18 protein-coding genes are annotated in these 19,593 nt (G+C 70.4%); 8 read left to right on the top strand and 10 right to left on the bottom strand.

All coding sequences use genetic code 11. From position 1 onward, the window contains the following. Positions 1 to 114: 114 nt before the first annotated feature. Together ACFV6H_RS06435 and ACFV6H_RS06440 are read right to left on the bottom strand one after the other, a co-directional pair. Entirely contained in the window at positions 115 to 978 is an 864-nt protein-coding gene (locus ACFV6H_RS06435) for a helix-turn-helix domain-containing protein (protein ID WP_384975023.1), read from the bottom strand. A 147-nt stretch (positions 979 to 1,125) separates the two neighbouring features. Continuing rightward, complete coding sequence (locus ACFV6H_RS06440) at positions 1,126 to 2,076, bottom strand: GlxA family transcriptional regulator (RefSeq protein WP_385539207.1); 951 nt, start codon at positions 2,074 to 2,076, stop codon at positions 1,126 to 1,128. Between the two features lie 289 nt (positions 2,077 to 2,365). Between ACFV6H_RS06440 and ACFV6H_RS06445 the strand changes: the two genes are divergently transcribed. Together ACFV6H_RS06445 and ACFV6H_RS06450 are read left to right on the top strand one after the other, a co-directional pair. Beyond that, positions 2,366 to 2,866: a DUF2269 family protein gene (locus ACFV6H_RS06445; RefSeq protein WP_385539209.1), complete on the top strand. Its 501-nt coding sequence runs from the start codon at positions 2,366 to 2,368 to the stop codon at positions 2,864 to 2,866. 237 nt (positions 2,867 to 3,103) lie between these two features. Further along, positions 3,104 to 4,312: a S8 family peptidase gene (locus ACFV6H_RS06450; protein WP_384975026.1), complete on the top strand. Its 1,209-nt coding sequence runs from the start codon at positions 3,104 to 3,106 to the stop codon at positions 4,310 to 4,312. 136 nt (positions 4,313 to 4,448) lie between these two features. Here the strand turns inward: ACFV6H_RS06450 and ACFV6H_RS06455 are convergent, their stop codons facing one another. Further along, positions 4,449 to 5,882, bottom strand: a complete 1,434-nt coding sequence (locus tag ACFV6H_RS06455; RefSeq protein ID WP_385539212.1) for a dihydrolipoyl dehydrogenase family protein — start codon at positions 5,880 to 5,882, stop codon at positions 4,449 to 4,451. A 164-nt stretch (positions 5,883 to 6,046) separates the two neighbouring features. Between ACFV6H_RS06455 and trxA the strand changes: the two genes are divergently transcribed. Then, positions 6,047 to 6,433, top strand: a complete 387-nt coding sequence (trxA, locus tag ACFV6H_RS06460; protein ID WP_385539214.1) for a thioredoxin — start codon at positions 6,047 to 6,049, stop codon at positions 6,431 to 6,433. A 32-nt stretch (positions 6,434 to 6,465) separates the two neighbouring features. On the opposite strand, the gene ACFV6H_RS06465 is transcribed toward trxA, so the two are convergent. Next, positions 6,466 to 6,735, bottom strand: a complete 270-nt coding sequence (locus ACFV6H_RS06465; protein ID WP_385539216.1) for a hypothetical protein — start codon at positions 6,733 to 6,735, stop codon at positions 6,466 to 6,468. A 94-nt stretch (positions 6,736 to 6,829) separates the two neighbouring features. Beyond that, positions 6,830 to 7,864, bottom strand: a complete 1,035-nt coding sequence (locus ACFV6H_RS06470) for a LacI family DNA-binding transcriptional regulator (protein WP_385539218.1) — start codon at positions 7,862 to 7,864, stop codon at positions 6,830 to 6,832. 68 nt (positions 7,865 to 7,932) lie between these two features. Between ACFV6H_RS06470 and ACFV6H_RS06475 the strand changes: the two genes are divergently transcribed. The 5 genes from ACFV6H_RS06475 (at position 7,933) to egtD (ending at position 13,090) form a co-directional block, all read left to right on the top strand. Continuing rightward, positions 7,933 to 8,412: a type II toxin-antitoxin system PemK/MazF family toxin gene (locus ACFV6H_RS06475; RefSeq protein WP_385539220.1), complete on the top strand. Its 480-nt coding sequence runs from the start codon at positions 7,933 to 7,935 to the stop codon at positions 8,410 to 8,412. A 310-nt stretch (positions 8,413 to 8,722) separates the two neighbouring features. Further along, the gene (gene egtA, locus ACFV6H_RS06480) at positions 8,723 to 9,997 is read left to right on the top strand and encodes an ergothioneine biosynthesis glutamate--cysteine ligase EgtA (RefSeq protein WP_385539222.1); all 1,275 of its coding nucleotides are present in this window, start codon (positions 8,723 to 8,725) and stop codon (positions 9,995 to 9,997) included. Further along, entirely contained in the window at positions 9,994 to 11,376 is a 1,383-nt protein-coding gene (egtB, locus tag ACFV6H_RS06485; RefSeq protein WP_385539224.1) for an ergothioneine biosynthesis protein EgtB, read from the top strand. Before egtA ends, egtB begins: the two co-directional genes overlap by 4 nt. Then, positions 11,376 to 12,131 carry an ergothioneine biosynthesis protein EgtC gene (egtC, locus tag ACFV6H_RS06490; RefSeq protein WP_385539226.1) on the top strand — a complete coding sequence of 252 codons (756 nt, stop codon included), beginning with the start codon at positions 11,376 to 11,378 and terminating at the stop codon, positions 12,129 to 12,131. The genes egtB and egtC overlap by 1 nt, the downstream gene beginning before the upstream one ends. Continuing rightward, positions 12,128 to 13,090, top strand: coding sequence for an L-histidine N(alpha)-methyltransferase (gene egtD / locus ACFV6H_RS06495; protein WP_385539228.1), 963 nt, complete (start codon positions 12,128 to 12,130; stop codon positions 13,088 to 13,090). The genes egtC and egtD overlap by 4 nt, the downstream gene beginning before the upstream one ends. Here egtD and ACFV6H_RS06500 read toward each other — a convergent pair. From ACFV6H_RS06500 to ACFV6H_RS06520, 5 genes are all read right to left on the bottom strand, one after another. Continuing rightward, on the bottom strand, positions 12,985 to 13,863 hold the full coding sequence (locus tag ACFV6H_RS06500; protein ID WP_385539230.1) for a lysophospholipid acyltransferase family protein: 879 nt from the start codon (positions 13,861 to 13,863) through the stop codon (positions 12,985 to 12,987). The genes egtD and ACFV6H_RS06500 overlap by 106 nt on opposite strands. Next, the gene (locus ACFV6H_RS06505; protein ID WP_384975035.1) at positions 13,860 to 14,678 is read right to left on the bottom strand and encodes a GNAT family N-acetyltransferase; all 819 of its coding nucleotides are present in this window, start codon (positions 14,676 to 14,678) and stop codon (positions 13,860 to 13,862) included. The genes ACFV6H_RS06500 and ACFV6H_RS06505 overlap by 4 nt, the downstream gene beginning before the upstream one ends. Positions 14,679 to 14,924: 246 nt before the next feature. Further along, entirely contained in the window at positions 14,925 to 16,178 is a 1,254-nt protein-coding gene (locus tag ACFV6H_RS06510) for an extracellular solute-binding protein (protein WP_385539233.1), read from the bottom strand. A gap of 293 nt (positions 16,179 to 16,471) precedes the next feature. Further along, positions 16,472 to 17,869, bottom strand: a complete 1,398-nt coding sequence (locus ACFV6H_RS06515; RefSeq protein ID WP_385539768.1) for a cellulose binding domain-containing protein — start codon at positions 17,867 to 17,869, stop codon at positions 16,472 to 16,474. A gap of 158 nt (positions 17,870 to 18,027) precedes the next feature. Next, positions 18,028 to 19,587: a beta-N-acetylhexosaminidase gene (locus ACFV6H_RS06520; RefSeq protein ID WP_385539235.1), complete on the bottom strand. Its 1,560-nt coding sequence runs from the start codon at positions 19,585 to 19,587 to the stop codon at positions 18,028 to 18,030. Positions 19,588 to 19,593: the final 6 nt, after the last annotated feature.

Here is a 19,593-nt window from a genome sequence, read left to right on the forward strand (position 1 = left end):
AACGTGATCTCGCGCACTGGACATCAGGGTGCCCGGCAGCGAGACGGCCGTGGGTACGGTCGGAACTGAGGCAGGACCAGGTCGGAACTGCGCCGGAACTGCCTCGGAACGGGCTCAGAACTCCTTGCGGAGAACGGTGAGTAGCTCCTTGGTGCGGCTCGCGGGCTCCGCGTGGGCCACCATCCGGTCCATCGCCTCCATGTGCTCGGCGACCTCGCCCGCCTCGTCCAGATAGAGCGCGCCCGTCAGATACTCGATATAAACCATGTCGGGCACTTCGGGAACATCGAAGCGGAACAGTACGAACGGGCTGTACGTCCCGGGATGGTGTCCCGCATCCAACTCGGCTATCTGGATGGTCACATTGGGCTGCTCGGTCGCCTCTATCAGCCGGTCGATCTGCGCCCGCATCACCGCCGCGGAGCCGACGGGTCTGCGCAGGACGGTCTCGTCCAGGACGGCCCAGTAGGCCGGCGCGTCCGGGCGGGTGAGCAGCGCCTGACGCTGGCAGCGCAGGGAGACATGGCGCTCTATCCGTTCGGAGTCGGCCGTCCGTCCCAGCGCGCCCGTGGTCAGCACCTGGCGGGCGTACTCCTCGGTCTGGAGCAGACCCGGTACGAAGTGCGGTTCGTAGACGCGCATGGTCGTGGCGGCCTCTTCGAGGCTGACGTAACCGCTGAACCACTCCGGGAGTACGTCATGGAAACGCTGCCACCAGCCCGGCTCGTTCGCCTCCTCGGCCAGCCGCAGGAATATCTCGGTCTCCGCCTCGCACACTCCGTACGCGGGCAGCAGGATCTGCAGATACGGGATCTTGAGCCCGACCTCGGCCGTCTCCATCCGCCGGATGGTGGCCGCGGTGATCCGCAGCAGCTTGCCGGCCTGCTCCCTGCTCAGCCCCGCCTTCTCGCGCAGGGCACGCAACTGCCTACTGAGGACGAGCTGCCCGATCGTCGGGGCAGACCGCGGTTCGCTCATGTCCCACCCCCGAGCAACACCACCGTTTTCGGGCAGTCTGCCACAGCAACTGGTATGTGGGGATGGCATATTGATCGCACGATTCAACCTTCGCGCCACTCGGGTCCCGGGCGCCACGCGGGGCTCCGAGGACTCAGGTGGCGGCGCTCAGCCCGCGGAGCCGCGGAAGGCGCGCCGATAGGTGTGCGGGCTGGTGCCGACGACGCGCTTGAAGCGTTCACGGAAGGCCGTGGGTGAGCCGAATCCGGCCTGGGACGCGATGCGGTCGACGGAGTGGGTGGTGGTTTCCAGGAGGTACTGGGCGCGGCGGATCCGGGCACGGTGGAGCCATCGCAGCGGCGTGGTGCCGGTCTGTTCGCGGAAGCGCCGGCTGAGCGTACGGCTGCTCATCCTGGCCCGTGCGGCGATGTCCTCCAAGGTCAGCTCCTGGTCCGCGTTCTCCTCCAGCCAGCTCAGAAGCGGCTCCATGGCGGATCCGGACGGTGTGGGCGGCTGGGCGTGGACGATGAACTGGGCCTGGCCGCCCTCGCGTTCGAGTGGCATGACCGACAGCCTGGCCGTGTCGGCCGCGACGGCGGAGCCGTGGTCCTTGCGGACCATGTGCAGACAGAGATCGAGTCCGGCGGCGGCTCCGGCCGAGGTGAGGAACTGTCCGTTGTCCACATAGAGCACATCGGGATCGACGGCGATCTCTGGATGGAGGGCCGCGAGACGGGCGGCGGCGATCCAGTGGGTGGTGGCGCGCAGCCCGTCGAGGAGTCCGGTGGCGGCGAGCACGAAGGCGCCGGCGCAGATGGAGGCGATACGGGTGCCGTCCGCCGCGGCCTCGCGCAGCGCGTCGAGCACGGCGTCGGGGACCGGCCCGGCGTGCTCCAGCGTGCCCGGGACGATGATCGTGTCCGCCTCGCGCAGCCGGTCGAGACCGTGCGGCGCGCGCAGTACGAACGGACCGGCGTCGACCTCTTCCGTGGCGGCGCAGATCAGCACGCGATAGGCGGCGCGGCCGTCGGGCAGACGCGTACGGGAGAACACCTCGATGGGAGTGGCGAGGTCGAAGGAGACGACCTGTTCGAGCGCGAGTACGGCCACGGTGTGCATGGCGAGAGGCTATGCGAGGAACGGATTACGGCCAAGCGCGCGGGAGCGAGGGCGGCTCGGTGATGTGCCTGCGCTGTGCCTGCACTGTGCCCGTACCGCGCCGACCTCATGTCCGATTTCATCCTGCTTGCGGCACCTGGCGAGAACCCGTTGAATCCTGGCACTCAAGCCACTACTGGACCGCGGTGCCCACGCCTAACGTCGGGTACGGCCTCCCGCGCGGGAGCCCTCCGTATCCCGCCCTGCCCCGCCCCGCCCTTAGACGTACGCCTGAGAAAGCACCCCACCTGTGACGAAATTCCTTCTTGCCGTTCATGTTCTGGCCGCGATCGTCGCGATCGGACCGGTCACCGTGGCCGCCAGCATGTTCCCGCCGACCGTCCGCCGGGCGCTGGCCGATCCCGGCGACCGGCAGGCGATGGCATGGGTGCGTCTGCTGCACCGAATTTGCCGTGTCTACGCGGTCATCGGTCTGACGGTGCCGGTCTTCGGATTCGCCACCGCGAGCTCGATGGGCGTACTCGGTGACACCTGGCTGATCGTCTCGATCGTCCTGACCGCACTCGCGGCCGTCGCCCTCGGCGCGCTCGTACTGCCACGCCAGGAAGCCCTGTTGACCGGAATCGAGGCGGCTGAGACGACCGAGGCAGTCAAGGAGACGGCCGCCGCAGAACCGGCGGGACGCCGGGCGACCGCCCGACTGGCCATGGTCACCGGGATCTTCAATCTCCTCTGGGCCACCGTGACCGTCCTCATGATCATCCGCCCGGGCTCCACCACAGGCGCCTGACCTTTCGGGTCCCTTGAGCGGCACGGTTCTTGACGTGGCGTCATTGCCAAGTCATTGCATGGCCATGTCATGTCGATGACATGGCTTCAGACCGTCTTGTCGGCGGCCCGCACCCTCCGCGATCGTTCTCGCACAGGCGGTGCCGGAATCACCCGCACCCCCTTGCGCATACATCCGTATGCGTCCCCCACATTTGCGCACGCACCCCCGCGCACCACGTTGAGGAGGACCCCTCACATGGCAAGGATGCGTACCACCAGGACACGGATCGCGGCTACGGTCACCGCGACCGCGGCGGTCGCGGCTCTCGCCGCCGTCTCCGTCCCCGCCCAGGCGGCCCCCACCGTCGGCACCGTCATCGGCGCCGGCGCCAAGGACGCGGTACAGGGCAGCTACATCGTCACCCTGAAGGAGACGGCCGGCCTCAAGTCCGCCTCGGCCGCGGGCCGCAGCGTCGTGGCCGAGTACGGCGGCACGGTCGAGCACACGTACACGGCGGCCCTCAACGGCTACGCCGCGAACCTCTCGCCCGAGCAGGCGCGGAAGCTGGCCGCCGACCCGGCCGTGGACAAGGTCTTCCAGGACAGCGAGGTGCACGCGCTCGCCACCCAGACCAACCCGCCGTCCTGGGGCCTGGACCGGATCGACCAGGCCGCGCTCCCGCTGAACCAGCAGTACACGTACCCCGACACGGCCGGCCAGGGCACCACGGTCTTTGTCATCGACACCGGAGTCCGTATCACGCACCAGGACTTCGGCGGCCGGGCCTCGTACGGATACGACGCCGTCGACGGCGACAACACCGCGCAGGACGGCAACGGCCACGGCACGCACGTGGCGGCCAATGTGGCGGGCAACGTCTACGGCGTGGCCAAGAAGGCCAGGATCGTGGGAGTGCGCGTGCTCAACAACGCGGGCTCCGGCACCACGGCCGGGGTCATCGCGGGCATCGACTGGGTGACCCAGAACCACTCGGGTCCCTCGGTCGCGAACATGTCCCTCGGCGGTGGCGCCAACGCCGCGCTGGACACCGCGGTGCAGAACTCCATCAACAGCGGTGTGACCTACGCGGTCGCCGCCGGCAACAACGGGCTCAACGCCCAGAACTACTCGCCGGCCCGCGTCGCCGACGCCATCACCGTGGGCGCGACCACCAGCACGGACGCGCGCGCCAGCTACTCCAACTACGGTACGCGCGTCGACCTGTTCGCGCCGGGCAGCGCCATCACCAGTGCCTGGAACACCTCGGACACGGCGAGCAGCTCCATCTCCGGCACCTCGATGGCCACACCGCATGTGGCCGGAGCGGCGGCCGTCTACCTCGCCGGGCACACCACGGCCACTCCGGCCCAGGTGGCCACGGCCCTGGTGAACGGCGCCACGTCCAATGTGGTGGGCAACCCGGGCACCGGTTCGCCCAACAAGCTCCTCCGCATAGTCCCGTAACACATCGATCCTGTAACACATCGGTCCCGTAATAACCCGTAATAAGCCGACCGCTCTTGCGCCCGCCGCCATCCAGGCGGCGGGCGCGCCGCGTTGTATACCTGAGCGTTGTATACCTGAGCGGTCCGGGCGGCGGTCACTCGTCCCGGTAGGTCTCCAGCAGCCGCAGCCATACCTCGCTGATCGTGGGATACGACGGGACCGCGTGCCACAGACGGCTGATCGGCACCTCGCCGACAACCGCGACGGTGGCCGAGTGGAGCAGCTCACCGACTCCCGGTCCGGCGAACGTCACACCGCGCAGGATCTCGCGGTCGAGGTCCACGATCATGCGGGCACGGCCGTGGTAGCCGTCGCCGTAGAGCGCCGCGCCGGACACATTGCCGATCTCGTAGTCGACCGCGCGGACACGGTGGCCCGCCCGCTCGGCCTCGGCGAGGCTGAGACCGACCGCGCCGATCTCCGGGTCGGTGAAGACGACCTGCGGAACGGCGCCGTGGTCGGCGGTCGCGGCGTACGGGCCCCAGGGCCCGGAGACCGGTACGGCCGAGTCCGCGGCCCTGGCCGCGATGGCGGCGCCGGCGATCCGGGCCTGGTACTTGCCCTGGTGGGTCAGCAGAGCGCGGTGGTTGACATCGCCGACCGCGTAGAGCCAGTCGCTCCCGTCGACCAGGCAGCTGTCGTCCACCGTCAGCCAGGAGCCCGGATCGAGGCCCACCGACTCCAGACCGATGTCGTCCGTGCGCGGCGCCCGGCCGGTGGCGAAGAGGACCTCGTCGGCCTCGATCCGCTCGCCGCCCGTCAGTACGACCGTCACCGGGCCGGTACCGCCGTCGCGCTCGACCGCGGCGACCGTCGCTCCCGTACGGACCTTGGCGCCCGCCTCGGTCAGCGCCTCGACCACCAGCTCACCGGCGAACGGTTCCAGCCTCGGCAGCACACCGTCCCCGCGCACCAGCACGGTGACCTCCGAGCCGAGCGCCCGCCACGCGGTGGCCATCTCCACACCCACCACTCCCCCGCCGACGACCACCAGGCGCCCGGGGACCCGCTGGGAGCTGGTCGCCTCACGGCTGGTCCAGGGCTTGGCATCGGCGAGTCCCGGCAGATCGGGGAGTACGGCCCGGCTGCCCACGCACACGGCGACGGCATGGCGCGCGGTCAGCACCCGCTCCTCGCCGTCGGGGCCCGTGACCACGACTCTTCTCTTGCCGTCCAGCCGGCCGTAACCGCGTACGAAGGTCGCTCCCACGCTTTCGAGCCATGCGACCTGGCCGTCGTCCTTCCAGTTCGCGGTGAACTCATTGCGGCGCGCGAGGACCGCGGACGCGTCCAGCGGGCCGCTCACATCCTGGCTCAGCCCCGGCAGCCTGCGCGCGTCGGCGCGCGCCAGCACCGGGCGCAGCAGCGCCTTGCTGGGCATACAGGCCCAGTACGAACACTCGCCGCCGACCAGTTCGCTCTCCACAACCGCCGTGCTCAGTCCGGCGGCCCTGGTGCGGTCGGCGACATTCTCACCGACCGGTCCCGCGCCCAGCACCACAACGTCATATTCCATGGCTTCCGTCATGGGCTCAGTCTGGTGCGGAGATCGTCGCATGGCCACACGATCTTCGGGCAGGGGCCCAAGGGACCCGAAGGGCTCAGGGCCCAAAGGACTCAAGGAATACAGCGATGACGCGGACGGTTGTCGCAGGCGGCTTCCCACCGGAGAGCAGGAAGAGGTAACAGGCCATGGCCACTGTGGAACTCACCAAGGACAACTTCGACCGGACGGTGTCGGAGAACGACTTCATCCTGATCGACTTCTGGGCTTCCTGGTGCGGACCGTGCCGCCAGTTCGCGCCGGTGTACGAGAAGGCCTCGGAGCGTCATGAGGACCTCGTCTTCGCCAAGGTCGACACGGAGGCACAGCAGGAGCTCGCCGCCGCCTTCGACATCCGCTCCATCCCGACGCTGATGATCGTCCGGGACAATGTCGCTGTGTTCGCGCAGCCCGGCGCGCTGCCGGAGGCCGCCCTGGAGGATGTGATCGGCCAGGCCCGCGCGCTGGACATGGACGAGGTCCGCAAGTCGGTCGCGGAGGCCGAGGCGAAGGCGAAGAACACCGAGAGCGCGTAACCGGGAGTACCCCGGCGGAGTGCCCGCCGTCCTCAGGGGCCGGGGACGGCGATCACCCGGACCGACATCCCGTAGTCCAGCTCCGAGCCGTCGACCAGCAGCGCTTCCACCGTCAGGGTCTCGGGATCGATGTCCGCCTCCATGCCGTTGCCCTCGTACCTGGGATAGCCGGAGGCTCCCGTGTCACCGGTCGCCTCGACGACGGCCGAGCGCAGGGCGTTCGCGGCGCTGGGCGGGCCTTCGTCGTCCTCCGTGAACTCGGCGACCAGATAGATCTCGAAGCGCTGTGGAACGGTGCTCATGGAGCCGACGCTAACCATCCGGCGACGGCGCCGCATGTCGCCGCCGTCAGCCGCCATCGGCCGTCGGCCATCAGCTGTCAGCCGGGCCCGGGGCTCAGGTGGACTCGCGGTGGACGGCCCGCGCGCCCATCAGATCGTGCCGCTCCGGCTCGCCGTCCGGATCGCGGACGACCCGGTGGACGAGTTCGGCCAGCCGCTGTCCCGTCACCATGTCGATATGCACGGTGGAAAGCCTGGGCCTCAGCAGTCTGCCGAGCAGCAGATCGTCGGCCCCGATCACGGCCGTCTCCTCCGGGACGCCGATCCCTTCGTCCTGGAGCGCCCGCATCAGGAGCATCGCGTACTCGTCGTTGTACGCGAAGACGGCGTCCAGGCCGAGCGCGCGCCAGCGGGCGGCGAGGGCCACCGCCGACTCCTCCTCGTACGCGAGCGGCAGCGGCTCTATCCGGGCGCCGGTGGATTCGGCGGCCGTACGGGCTCCGGCGAGACGCGGGCCGGCGAACAGTTCCAGGCCGGGTTCTACGGGCATCACCACACCGATCCGGGCGTAGCCGCGTCCGAGGAGATGGGCCACGGCCCGGCCGCCGATCTCACGCTGGTCCATGACCAGCGCGTGCGCGCCGGCGACCCGGTCGGGACCGAGCGTGATCACGGCTCGCGCACCGGACCGTTTGAGCAGGTCCACGCCCTGCGCGGTCAGGGCGATCTCACCGAGCGAGACGACGGCCACGGGCCGCAGTTCGGCCCAGGCGCGCGCCGCCGCGTCCCCGTCCATGCCGAGGCTGCCGTACTGCACCACGGTGTAGCCGAGCCGTCGCAGGGCCCACTGGAGCTCGTTGAAGAAGGCGCTGTACAGCGGCCCGACAGGGACATGGGCCGCCGGCAGCAGCACGATCCCGGTGTGCCCGGCGCGCAGACTGCGGGCCGCCGCGTGCGGTACGTATCCCAGCCGCTCGGCGGCCTCGTGCACCTTGCGACGGGTGGGCTCGCTGATCCGGACGGCCGAGGTGTTGTTGAGTACGTACGAGACGGTGGCACGGGAGACACCGGCCAGCCGCGCCACATCGGCGCTGGTCGGGACCGGACGTTCGGCGGAGTGTGCGGCGGACTGCTCGGGCAACGGGCTCATCGCTCCCGATATCTTTCCAGACGGCCCCAGGGCAGGTCCCACGGATGTCCTGAACTAACGTCGTGCGGATGACGACCTTCTCCGACGCCCCCGATGCCCCTGGCGCCTCCGACGCCTCCGGCGAACTTCCCGGCCGTGCCGGTCCCACCGCCACCACCGAGGCCGATCCCCGCGCCGTGGGACCGGTCCGTACCTCGTACGCTCCCGAGCACGACGGCGATCCGGATCCGGGCGAGATCGTCTGGACCTGGGTGCCCTACGAGGAGAACGACGGACGCGGCAAGGACCGGCCGGTTCTGGTGGTCGCCCGAGAGGCGGCGGGCACACTGCTCGCGGTTCAGCTCTCCAGCAAGCGCCATGACCACGACCATGAGTGGGTGCCGATCGGGACAGGGCCGTGGGACCGCGCCGGGCGCGAGTCCTGGGTGGATGTCGACCGGGTGCTGCGGGTCCATGAGCGCGGCATGCGGCGGGAGGCGTGCGCCCTGGACCGTGGCCGGTTCAATCTGGTCGTGAACCGGCTCCGGGAGCGCTACGGCTGGAGCTGAGCGCCTCGACCGCCGCGCGAATCACCACGTCACGGCCGTCCGGAGCACTGTATTTCCCCATTCGGACGATCTCCTCGGATTCTTTCCCGATGCCCGGCGGCCGTGTGCTCATGCGGCGAACCGTGTATGGACGATCCCGGCCGGGGCAACCGGTTTTCTGGCGAAAGAGTGTCCCCGGGGGCACTCTTGTGCGAAGCGGTGAGAGGGGCTTTAGGTTGGACGAAGCGCTCCGCCCCGAACCCGGGGAGGAGTCCGGTCGGGGGCCTGATCCACAAGACGGGCCCCAGGTCTTCGACAGGAGGATCCGGCCATGTCATCCGACAGTTTCAGCGACGAGGGACCAGTGATCGGCGAGGACGACGCCGAGGAACTGCTCCGCGGTATCTGTTTCAAGACCGGCCCGCCCCGCACCGTGGGCGTGGAACTGGAATGGCTCGTGCACGATCTGCACAGCCCCGAACAACCCGTACCGGCCCGTCGGCTCAAGGAAGCCCTCGACGGACTGCGCGCCTTGCACCTCAGCTCCGCACTCACCTTCGAACCCGGCGGCCAGCTCGAACTGAGCTCGGCGCCCGCCGCGTCACTGATGGAGTGCATCACCTCCACCGACCGGGATCTGGCCCTCGTACGGTCGGCGCTCCGTCCGGCGGGACTCGCTCTCGCGGGACTCGGACAGGATCCCTGGCACTCTCCCGACCGGCTGCTGCGCGCACCGCGCTACGACGCCATGGAGACCTATCTCGACCGGATCGGCCCGGCCGGCCGCGCCATGATGCGGACCACCGCCTCCATCCAGGTCTGTCTGGACGCGGGCCACGAGGAGCCGGGACCGCTCGGCTACGGCCGGCGCTGGCAACTGGCCCATCTGCTGGGCGCGGTGCTGGTCGCCGCGTTCGCGAACTCACCGATGCGCGAGCGCAGACCGACCGGCTGGCGCTCCACCCGGCAGGCGCTGTGGGCCCAGCTCGACCCGGCCCGTACCACCGCGCCGGCCGCGCGGCACGAGCCGCGCGCGGGCTGGGCCGCGCTCGCCCTGGACGCTCCGGTGATGTGCATCCGGGCACCCAAGGGCCCCTGGGCCGTGCCCGAGGGACTGACCTTCCGGAACTGGATCCGGTCCGGCGCGCCCAGGCCGCCGGTCCGCACCGATCTCGACTACCACCTCACGACGCTCTTTCCGCCCGTCCGGCCGCGTGGCCATCTGGAACTGCGGATGATCGACCAGCAGCCGGGCGACGACGGCTGGATGGTGCCGCTCGCCGTCACCACCGCGCTGTTCGACGATCCCGAGGCGACGGAGACCGTCTACCGCACCGTCAAGTCGCTCGCGGAGACGGCGGGCTCGCTGCCCGCGCCGCGCAATCTGCTCTGGGTCAACGCCGCGCGGTACGGCCTGGCCGATCCCGAGCTGCATCTCGCCGCGATGGCCTGCTTCGCCGTCGCGCAGGAGGCGCTTCCGCGCATCGGTGCCACTCCCGCCGTGCAGAAGGCCGTCGCCGCCTTCAACGACCGCTATGTGGTGCCCGGCCGGTGTCCCGCCGACGAACTGCGCGCCTCTTTGAACGGGAAGGACCAGAGGACATGACCGACTCCGTGGAAACCGTCGGGATACCGGCCGAACAGCTGCGGCAGCGGGCCGTCGACGCGCTGACGACCGCCCGGGACCGTACCGCGCTGCTGACCACCTGCGTCGACGACCACGATCTGACCGCGCAGCACTCTCCGCTGATGTCCCCGCTGGTCTGGGATCTGGCCCATATCGGCAATCAGGAGGAGCAGTGGCTGCTGCGGACCGTCGCGGGACGCCCGGCGATCCGGCCCGAGATCGACTCGGTGTACGACGCCTTCGAGCATCCGCGCTCGGCGCGGCCCACACTGCCGCTGCTGCCGCCCGCCGAGGCACGGGCGTACGCGTCGGACGTACGCGGCCGGGTCCTGGACGTCATCGAGCGCACTCCGCTGCACGGCGGTCCGCTGCTGGACGCGGCCTTCGCGTTCGGCATGATCGCCCAGCACGAGCAGCAGCACGACGAGACCATGCTCATCACGCATCAACTGCGCCGTGGCCCGGCCGCGCTGACCGCGCCTCCGCCGCCCGCCGGGGACATGGCCGGGCTGCCCGCCGAAGTGCTCGTACCTGCCGGGCCTTTCACGATGGGCACCTCCACCGAGCCCTGGGCGCTGGACAATGAGCGCCCGGCCCATCAGCGGCTCGTGCCCGCGTTCTTCATCGACACCGTGCCCGTGACCAATGGCGCCTATCTCCACTTCATCGAGGACGGCGGATACACGGACGAACGCTGGTGGGCACCGGAGGGCTGGGACCAGATCCGTGAACACTCCATCGGCGCGCCGCTGTTCTGGCGGCGCGAGGGCGGGCAGTGGCTGCGCCGCCGCTTCGGTGTGGTGGAGCCGGTGCCGGTGGACGAGCCGGTGCTCCATGTGAGCTGGTACGAGGCCGACGCGTACGCCCGCTGGGCCGGGCGGCGGCTGCCGAGCGAGGAGGAGTGGGAGAAGGCCGCCCGGCACGATCCCGTCTCCGGCCGGTCGCTGCGCCATCCATGGGGCGACGAGGAGGCCACCGCGGAGCGGGCCAATCTCGGTCAGCGCCATCTTCGGCCGGCGCCCGTCGGCAGCTATCCGCAGGGCGCGTCGCCGCTGGGCGTACGGCAGTTGATCGGCGATGTCTGGGAGTGGACGTCGAGCGACTTCCTGCCCTATCCGGGCTTCGCCGCCTTCCCGTACCGCGAGTACTCGGAGGTGTTTTTCGGCAGCGCGCACAAGGTGCTGCGCGGCGGATCGTTCGCGGTGGATCCGGTCGCCTGCCGGGGCACGTTCCGCAACTGGGACCTGCCGGTGCGGCGCCAGATCTTCTCCGGCTTCCGCACCGCCCGTACGGCCGGTGACGCCGAGTCCCGTACGGCCGGTGGCGCCGCGTCCGCCGACAGCTCCAAGGAATCCTGATGTGCCGTCAGATCGCTTATCTGGGACCGCCGGTGGCGCTCGGCGAGCTGCTTGTGGCGCCCGCGCACGGGCTCTACCGGCAGTCCTGGGCTCCGCGCCACCAGCGGTACGGGACCGTCAACGCCGATGGTTTCGGGGTGGGCTGGTACGCCGAGGGCGATCCGGTCCCGGCCCGCTACCGGCGCGCGCTGCCGATCTGGGCCGACCTCGGCTTCACCGATCTGGCGCGGGTGGTCCGTACCGGCGCCCTGCTCGCCGCGGTCCGTGACGCGACGGTGCCGGGCGCCGACGGCGAGGCCGCGGCGGCGCCGTTCGCCGACGGGCCCTGGCTGTTCGGCCACAACGGCTCGGTCGACGGCTGGCCGGACAGTGTCGCGGCGCCGGCCGCGGCCCTGCCCGTGGCCGAGCTGCTCACTCTGCCCGCCCGCAGTGATTCCGCGCTGCTGTGGGCGCTGGTGCTGCACCGGCTGCGGGCCGGCGACGAACTCGGCCAGGCGCTGGCCGACACCGTTCTCGACATCGCGGCGGCGGCGCCCGCGTCCCGGCTGAATCTGCTGCTCACCGACGGCGCCCGGATCGCGGCGACCACCTGGGGCGACACCCTCTGGTACCGCACCGGGCCCGGCGACCGCACGGTGGTGGCGTCGGAGCCCTACGACGACGATCCGCGCTGGCGCGCGGTCCCCGACCGCACTCTGCTGGTGGCGACCCGCGCCGATGTTCTGCTCACCCCCCTCAAGGAGCCACCCGCGTGAGCCCGTTCGAGCTGACCCGCACCCTGCCCGAGGACGCCACCGGCGCCGCGCTGCGCGCCGATGTGCTCCAAGGGCTGACCCGTACGTCCAAGACACTGCCGCCCAAGTGGTTCTACGACAGCCGAGGCAGCGAACTGTTCGAGGAGATCACCCGGCTGCCCGAGTACTACCCGACCCGGGCCGAGCGGGAGATCCTGCTCGCGCGCGGACCCGAGATCGCGGCGCTGACCGGCGCGCGCACTCTGGTCGAGCTGGGCTCGGGATCGTCCGACAAGACACGTCATCTGCTCGACGAGCTGACCGAGCTCCAGCTCTACGTACCGGTGGACGTGAGCGAGAGCGCACTGACCGGAGCCGCCCGGTCGCTGCTCGCCGAGCGGCCCGGACTCCGGGTGCACGCGCTGATCGCCGACTTCACGGCCGGGCTGACGCTGCCCGCCACTCCCGGTCCCCGGCTGGTCGCGTTCCTCGGCGGCACGATCGGCAATCTGCTGCCCGCCGAGCGCGCGGTGTTCCTGGCGTCGGTCCGCGCGCTGCTGGCGCCGGGCGACACGCTGCTGCTCGGCACGGATCTGGTCAAGGACGAGTCCGTACTGGTCAGGGCGTACGACGACACCGCCGGAGTGACAGCCGCGTTCAACAAGAACGTCCTCTCCGTCATCGACCGGGAGCTGGGCGCGGACTTCGATCCACGCGACTTCGGCCATGTGGCGCTCTGGGACGCCGAGAACGAGTGGATCGAGATGCGGCTGCGGGCCCGCCGGGCCCTGACCGTGAAAATCCCCGAACTGGATCTGGTGGTGCACTTCGAGGCCGGTGAGGAGGTACGGACGGAGATCTCGGCGAAGTTCCGTCAGGACGGCGTACGGACGGAGCTGTCGGCCGCCGGGATGGAGCTGACACGCTGGTGGACCGACGAGGCGCGGCGGTTCGCGCTCTCGCTCGCCACCGCGGTCTGAGCGGCCCGGGACAGCGCGCGGCGGTCGGTGTGGCGGCCGGCGGGAATCACCGGCAGGAGCGTGATCTCCGCCGTCAGCCCGCCGGCCGTCGCCACCCGCCACAGCGAGACCCCGAGCGAGTCCTTCCCGATGAAGGCCGGCGCACCGGACGGCTCGCCACCGGGACCGCGGTAGGTGAGCCGTACGGGCCGGACATCGGCGTCCGCGTCCAGCGCGGCCTGGAAGACGGCGGTGGTGAACCGGCCGTGCTCCTGGCCGCACCAGGTGCAGCCCTCGGGAAAGACGATCACCCGGGAGCCCTCGCGCATGGCCGTGGCCAGCGTCCGTACGGTGCCGGGCAGCGCCCGCAGCCGCTCGCGCTCCACGAAGACCGTGCCGCCCTGGGTCGCCATCGCGCCCAGGACCGGCCAGCCCCGTATCTCGCTCTTGGCCAGGTTCCGCCCGGGAAAGACGGCCGCGATCAGCGGGATGTCCAGCCAGGAGATGTGGTTGGAGACGACCAGGAATCCGTCGCCGCGCCGGGGCACCGGCCCGCCCACGACACGGACGCGCAGACCGAAGCTCCGGACCACCGACCGTGCCCAGAGCCTGGTCAGCCGGTCCCGGTGCGCCCCGGGCAGCAGCGAGACGAGCGGAGTGAGCAGCACTCCCGCGAGGACGACAGGGATGCCCACGAACAGCCGGGCGAGCCCGGTGACGGTGCCGGCGGACGGGCCGCTGTGGGTGACGCACTCCGGCGAGACGCAGGGCGCGGTGGGCAGCCAGACGCTCATGCCGACGGAACGAGAGAGAGGAAGTGCCGCAGATAGCGCGGGTTGGTGCGCTTCATCGACAGCAGGACATAGAGGTCGGCGCAGTCGAAGTCCGGGTCGTGCGCGGGCGCGCCGCAGACCCAGGCGCCGAGCCGCAGATAGCCGCGGAGCAGCGGCGGCAGTTCGGCGGCCGAGGCGGCGGCGACTGTGTCGGTTGCGGCATCCGGCGTCCAGAGGCGGTGCGGAGTGACCCAGTACTCCTCGGGCGCGAGGTGCTTGGTCTTGACGGTGCTCCAGGTGGAGGCGGCCAGCGCGCCGCCGTCCGCGAGCGGGATCGAGCAGCAGCCCGCCAGCCAGTTGTGGCCCGTGGTGGTCATATAGCGGGCGAGTCCGGCCCAGATGAGGGCGATGACACCGCCGGTGCGGTGCAGCGGGTGGACGCAGGAGCGGCCGACCTCGACCAGGTCGTCCCGGATCGGGCCCAGCCGGGAGAGGTCGAACTCGCTGTCGGAGTAGATCCGTCCCGCGGCCCTGGCCCGGTCGGGCGGCAGCAGCCGGTACGTGCCGACCACCTCGCCGGTGGCCTCCTCACGGACCAGCAGGTGGTCGCAGTACGCGTCGAACTCGTCGACGTCCAGGCCGGGCTCGGGCCCGTCGAGCCGGGCACCCAGCTCTCCGGCGAAGACAAGATGGCGCAGTCGCTGCGCGGCCCGTACGTCCTCCTGGTTACGGGCGAGGGAGACCACATAGCGCGTCTCGGCGTCGGCGGGAGCGGAAACGCCGACGGGCGAGGGAGCGGGCGTGGTCGTGAGCGGAGCTGGTGCGATGGCGGACATGGCTGTCTCCTGTGCCGGTGGGGAAGGCGGCTGCCGGAGTCCGTCGCTCGCGCGGCGGGTCCGGCACCTTGTTTCTTCCGTGACCGACTGGATTTGACATGACCACACGGCGGAGTATGGATGTGAGACGGTTGAATGGCCGGGATCGGGCGGAGGGCGGAGTGCCTCGTTCCGCGCCTTGTCCGGTGTCTCGTTCACACCTCAGGACGCCTCTTGGGCGCTTCCTCGTAACCTACCGGTACCGGTTCAGCCGGAGACCAGCGCGGCGGTGATGTGCTCGGAGGCCGCCTTCGCGGACTCCTGCGGGTCCTGGCCCTCCAGGACGGCCGTCATATAGGGCTTGATCGGATTGTCCGCCTCCACGCTCGCCCACTGCGGCAAGTTGGGCGTGGCCCGGCCTCTGGCGGCGCCCGCCGCCATCGCGGCCGTGCCCTCGTCGCCGCCGATCACCTCGGCGAGCGTGACCTTGTTCGGCACATAGCTCATCGTTCTCGCGAGATCCGTCTGCCACTTCTCGCCCGCCAGCGCCTTGACGACATCTACGGCGGCCGAGTGGTGGCTGGAGTTCTTCGGCACGATCAGATCGGAGCCGCCGGTGAAGACGCGCCCGGGCTTGTCGGACGTCTTGCCCGGTATCGGGAAGAAGCCGAGCTTGCCCTTCAGCTCAGGGTTCTGCTCCTCGATGAGCCGCGCCGAGCCGGGCGTGGAGATGATCTGGGCGACATCGCCCTTGGCGAAGACATCCGCCTGCGGAGGCTTGGCCTCGTCGGAGTTCTTCGGTCCTTCGCCCAGCGACTGGAGGTCCTTGTAGAAGGACATACCTCTGAGCGCGGCGGGCGAGTCGAGCACGCCCTGCCACTCACCGCCCGTCTCGACGGCCAGTTCGCCGCCCTCGTCCCAGATGAAACCGGCGAGCGTGTACCAGTCCTGGCCCGCGAGATAGATGCCCTGGTTGCCACCGCGGTTGAGCTCCTCGGTGTCGGCGAGCCATGCCTCACGGGTCTTGGGAAGCTCGCCGATCCCGGCGAGCGCGAACAGTTCCTTGTTGTAGATCACCACGCGGTTGGCCGCGTACCACGGGATACCGAACTGCGCGCCGTTGATACTGCCCGGCTCGGCGAGACCGGGCAGCCAGTCCTCGCTGCCCAGGTCCCGCACGGACTCCAGCGTCAGATCACGCAGATTCCCGCTCTCCGCGTACTGGGCGACCTGGGTGTTGCCGACCTCGACAACATCCGGCGCGTCCTCGCCGTCCAGCGCGGTCAGCACCTTCTCGCCGATCCCGGTCCACTCCTGGATCTTGATGTCCAGTTCGACGGAAGGGTGTTCGTTCTCGTAGTCGGTCACGAAGCGGTCGAGGAAGGCGTCCGAGACGCTGTCCTTCATCAGCCAGACGGTCACCGTGGTGGAGCCTCCGCCTCCGCCCGGCATCATTCCGCAGCCGCCGAGCGCGACGCAGGAGACAAGGGCTACGGAACAGGCAAGACAACGGTTCTTCACGTAGGTCAACCTTCTGGCGTGAACAGCACGAAAAGGGAGCCCGGCGTGGGGGGAGCGAACAGCGTTCGCGCGGGTGTGTGGGATTTTGGTATGGACCAAGGGGAGGGTCAAGTCCCACAAGGAGACGGAGAGGGACGGGCGCCTGAACGACACCCGTCCCTGTGATGGCCCGGTCCGGCGCGCGGTCGGCACGGTTCGAGGCACGGTCGGCGGCCGTTACGACGTACCGCCGGCGCCCGGTGCGTCACCCGGCGCCGGTGCCCGTTACGACGTACCGCCGGCGCCCGATCGCGTCACTGACCGCCTGGCACCGTGTCCTCGAAGGTGGTGCCCGCCGCCCGGTAGGCGTTGACCTTCGCGCCGACCTGAGCCGGAGTCAGCACCTGGTCCTTGACATGCAGGACGTAGTCGACCTTCTGGTCGTACGCCCGCGGTGTGGTGCTCGTCTGTCCGGCCAGATCGATCAGCCACTGGTTGAAGTTGATCGACATGGGCCGCTCGGGCAGATAGCGGGCGTCGTGCGTGCCGAAGGTCTGCCCGTCGACGTAGTAGGTGATGGCGTTGTTGTCGATGGTGACCACCAGATCGTGCCAGCCCGCGTAGCTGATCCGGGATTCCGAGTGCTGGTTGACGGCCTCCCAGGGATCGGGCCGGTAGGTCTCCCAGGAGGTGGTGTAGAGGATATTGGCGGGCTCGCCCCAGCCGCCGTTCGGCAGATACTCGAAGTCGTACTCCGCGTAGTCGTCCGCCATCGGGGCCCTGAGGTCGTTGATGGTGAAGAAGGTCTGTACGAGACGGTCACCGTCCGGGCCCGACTTCGGGGTGTCGGAGAACCTCACGCGGGCCGCGTAGGTGCCGTTCTTGAACTTCATCGCCTTGGTGAGGACCTCGGTCTGCTCGGTCGTACCGCTCGTGCCGGCGGTGGAGGTCTCCAGATTCATGATCGAGTTCGTCCCCTCCTTGGCGAAGGTGACGTTCTCGGGCGCCCAGGTCGCGCCCGGCACTCCGGGCCCGCCGGAGTTCGCGCGCACGCTCCAGCCATGGGAGCTGATCGCGGGATCGGTGTACGAGGTGTAGTTGAAGTCGTCGAAGAGCGCGGCACCGCCGGTGGGCGGATCGGTCGGAGGATCGGTGGGCGGGTCGGTGGGCGGATTCGTGGGGCCGCCCGGGTCGTTGCCGTCCGGCGCGGTGCCCCAGACGAGTGCGCCGCCCACCGTGGCGGTGGTCTTCGTCCAGTCGCCGTAGGCGGTCTGCGAGGGACCGAAGGAGTAGTCGTCGCTCTGGTTGAGCGAGGCCCAGTTGGAGCGGTAGAAGCGGAGCTGCATGTCGCCGGTGTCGGTGCCCGGCGCTAGGGAGCCCGCGCCCGCGGTGAAGCCGATCTCCAGATAGCGGTCTGCGGTGGCGGTCGGATGGGCGAGCGTGCCGAAGATGCCGGTGATGTTGGCGCAGCCCTTCACCGCCCAGGAGCAGGCGAAGGTGTACGAGGCGCCCGCGTCGGCCTTGAAGTAGTAGCGGATCTTGACCGTGCCGAGGGAGACGGCGGAGCCCGAGGTGTTGACCACCTTGAACCAGGGCTCGGCCTGGTCGGAGCCGGTGGAGCTCTGGCGGTACTGGACCTTCAGCGACGGATCGGCGGCGGCGGCCGGCAGCGCGGTGAGCGCGGCACAGCCGAGTCCGGCCGCCAGGCCCATGGCGACGGCGGTCCGTATCCCGGCGCGGCGGGCGCGGCGCACGGCGGGCACCGGTGCGCTGCTCGTGAGTGTGCTGCTCATAGGTGCGCTGCTCGTGGGTGCGGTGGTGTCTGTCGGTGGAGCGGTGTTCGTCGGTGCGGTGTTGTTCTCCTGTGCGGTCATCGACCGGTTTCCTCTCCTGGTGGGGGACCGAGCGGGGAGTGGTACGGGAGGCGGCTCGGCACGCGGAGCGCGTCGAGCCGGGTTCGGTGGTGGATCAGCCGCCGCTGGAAGCCCGGCCAGTCCCGGTGCGGCGACCAGGCGGTCTCGGCGAGCGCGCAGAGCCGTGGGAACGCCAAATACTCGGCGTGCGCGGCGGTGGGCACGTACTCGCTCCAGAGCTGCGCCTGAGTGCCCAGGACCCGGGCGGCGGCGGCCGGTTCCCAGGCGGCGGGCGCGGGCTCCAGCTCGTACACATCGCGCAGGGACACCACACCGCCCGGCTGACCGGGCGGCTCGTCGGGACCGTCGCTCTGCGGGTAGTCGAGATAGGTGGAGCGGTACGGTGCCATGATCACGTCCTGGCCCCGGCGCGCGGCAGTGAGCCCGTGCTCGGCGGCCCGCCAGGGCACGGCGGTGAAGCCGACGGGCAGATCGCTCCCGGACTCGGTCCAGCCCAGCGGCCGTCGGCCGTTCTCGGTGAGGAAGCCGCCGACGCGCGCCATGAACCAGCCGTGCAGCGCCTCCGGTCCCAAGAGCCCCTCGGCCGCGGCCCGCCGGCGCGCGTCGGGCGAGCGCTCCCACTCGGTGGTGGGGCACTCCTCGCCGCCCACATGCACATGCGGCGACGGAAACGTCTCCATGACCTCGTCCAGTACGGTGCGGCAGAAGTCGAGTACCTGGTCATGGACGCCAAGGACGTTCTCGCACACGCCCCAGCGGTCCCACACCGTGAGTCTGCGCGAGGGCACATTGCCGAGTTCGGGATACGCGGCGAGCGCGGCCCGCGCGTGACCGGGCATCTCTATCTCCGGTACGACGGTGACACCACGGGCGGCGGCGTACGCGACGAGACCGCTGAGCTCCTGGCGGGTGTAGGCGCCGCCGTGCGGCTCGCCGCCCACCTCGGTGAGCTTCGGATACGCGGCAACGGGCATCCGCCAGCCCTGGTCATCGGTGAGATGCAGATGCAGCACATTGAGCTTGTGCAGGGCGAGCAGATCGGTGAACCGGTGCAGAAAGGACACCGGCCGGAAGCGCCGGGCCACATCGAGCATGGCGCCGCGCCAGGCGAACCGCGGTACGTCCGTGATCTGTACGCACGGCAGCGACCACTCCGTATCGCGCGCCGGTCCGTCCGACAGCGCCTGTGGCGGCAGGAGCTGACGGAGCGTCTGAACGCCGCGCAGCAGGCCCGTCCGGCCGCCGGCGCGCAGCAGTACGGCGTCGGCGCCGACGGTCAGCCCGTATCCCTCGTCGCCCAGTCCGCCGAGGGCGGGATCGAGGACGAATACGATCCGGCCGTCGTCGGCGCCCGGCAGCGGCAGTCCGGTGGCGGGAACGAGCAGCGTACGGAGCAGGGCGGCGGCGTCCTCGGCGCCGCCGGGGGCCGCGCGTATCGCGGTGTGTTCGTCGAGTGTGAACTTCCCTGGAAGCGGGGCCAGTTGGGACGGCCGTGGCACGAGCTGGAGTCCGGCGCGGTGTGCGGCGGTCGTGCGGGTGGTCGTGGGCGTGGTCATGGCGGT

The sequence above is a fragment of the Streptomyces sp. NPDC059743 genome (assembly GCF_042732975.1).
Lineage (GTDB): Bacteria > Actinomycetota > Actinomycetes > Streptomycetales > Streptomycetaceae > Streptomyces.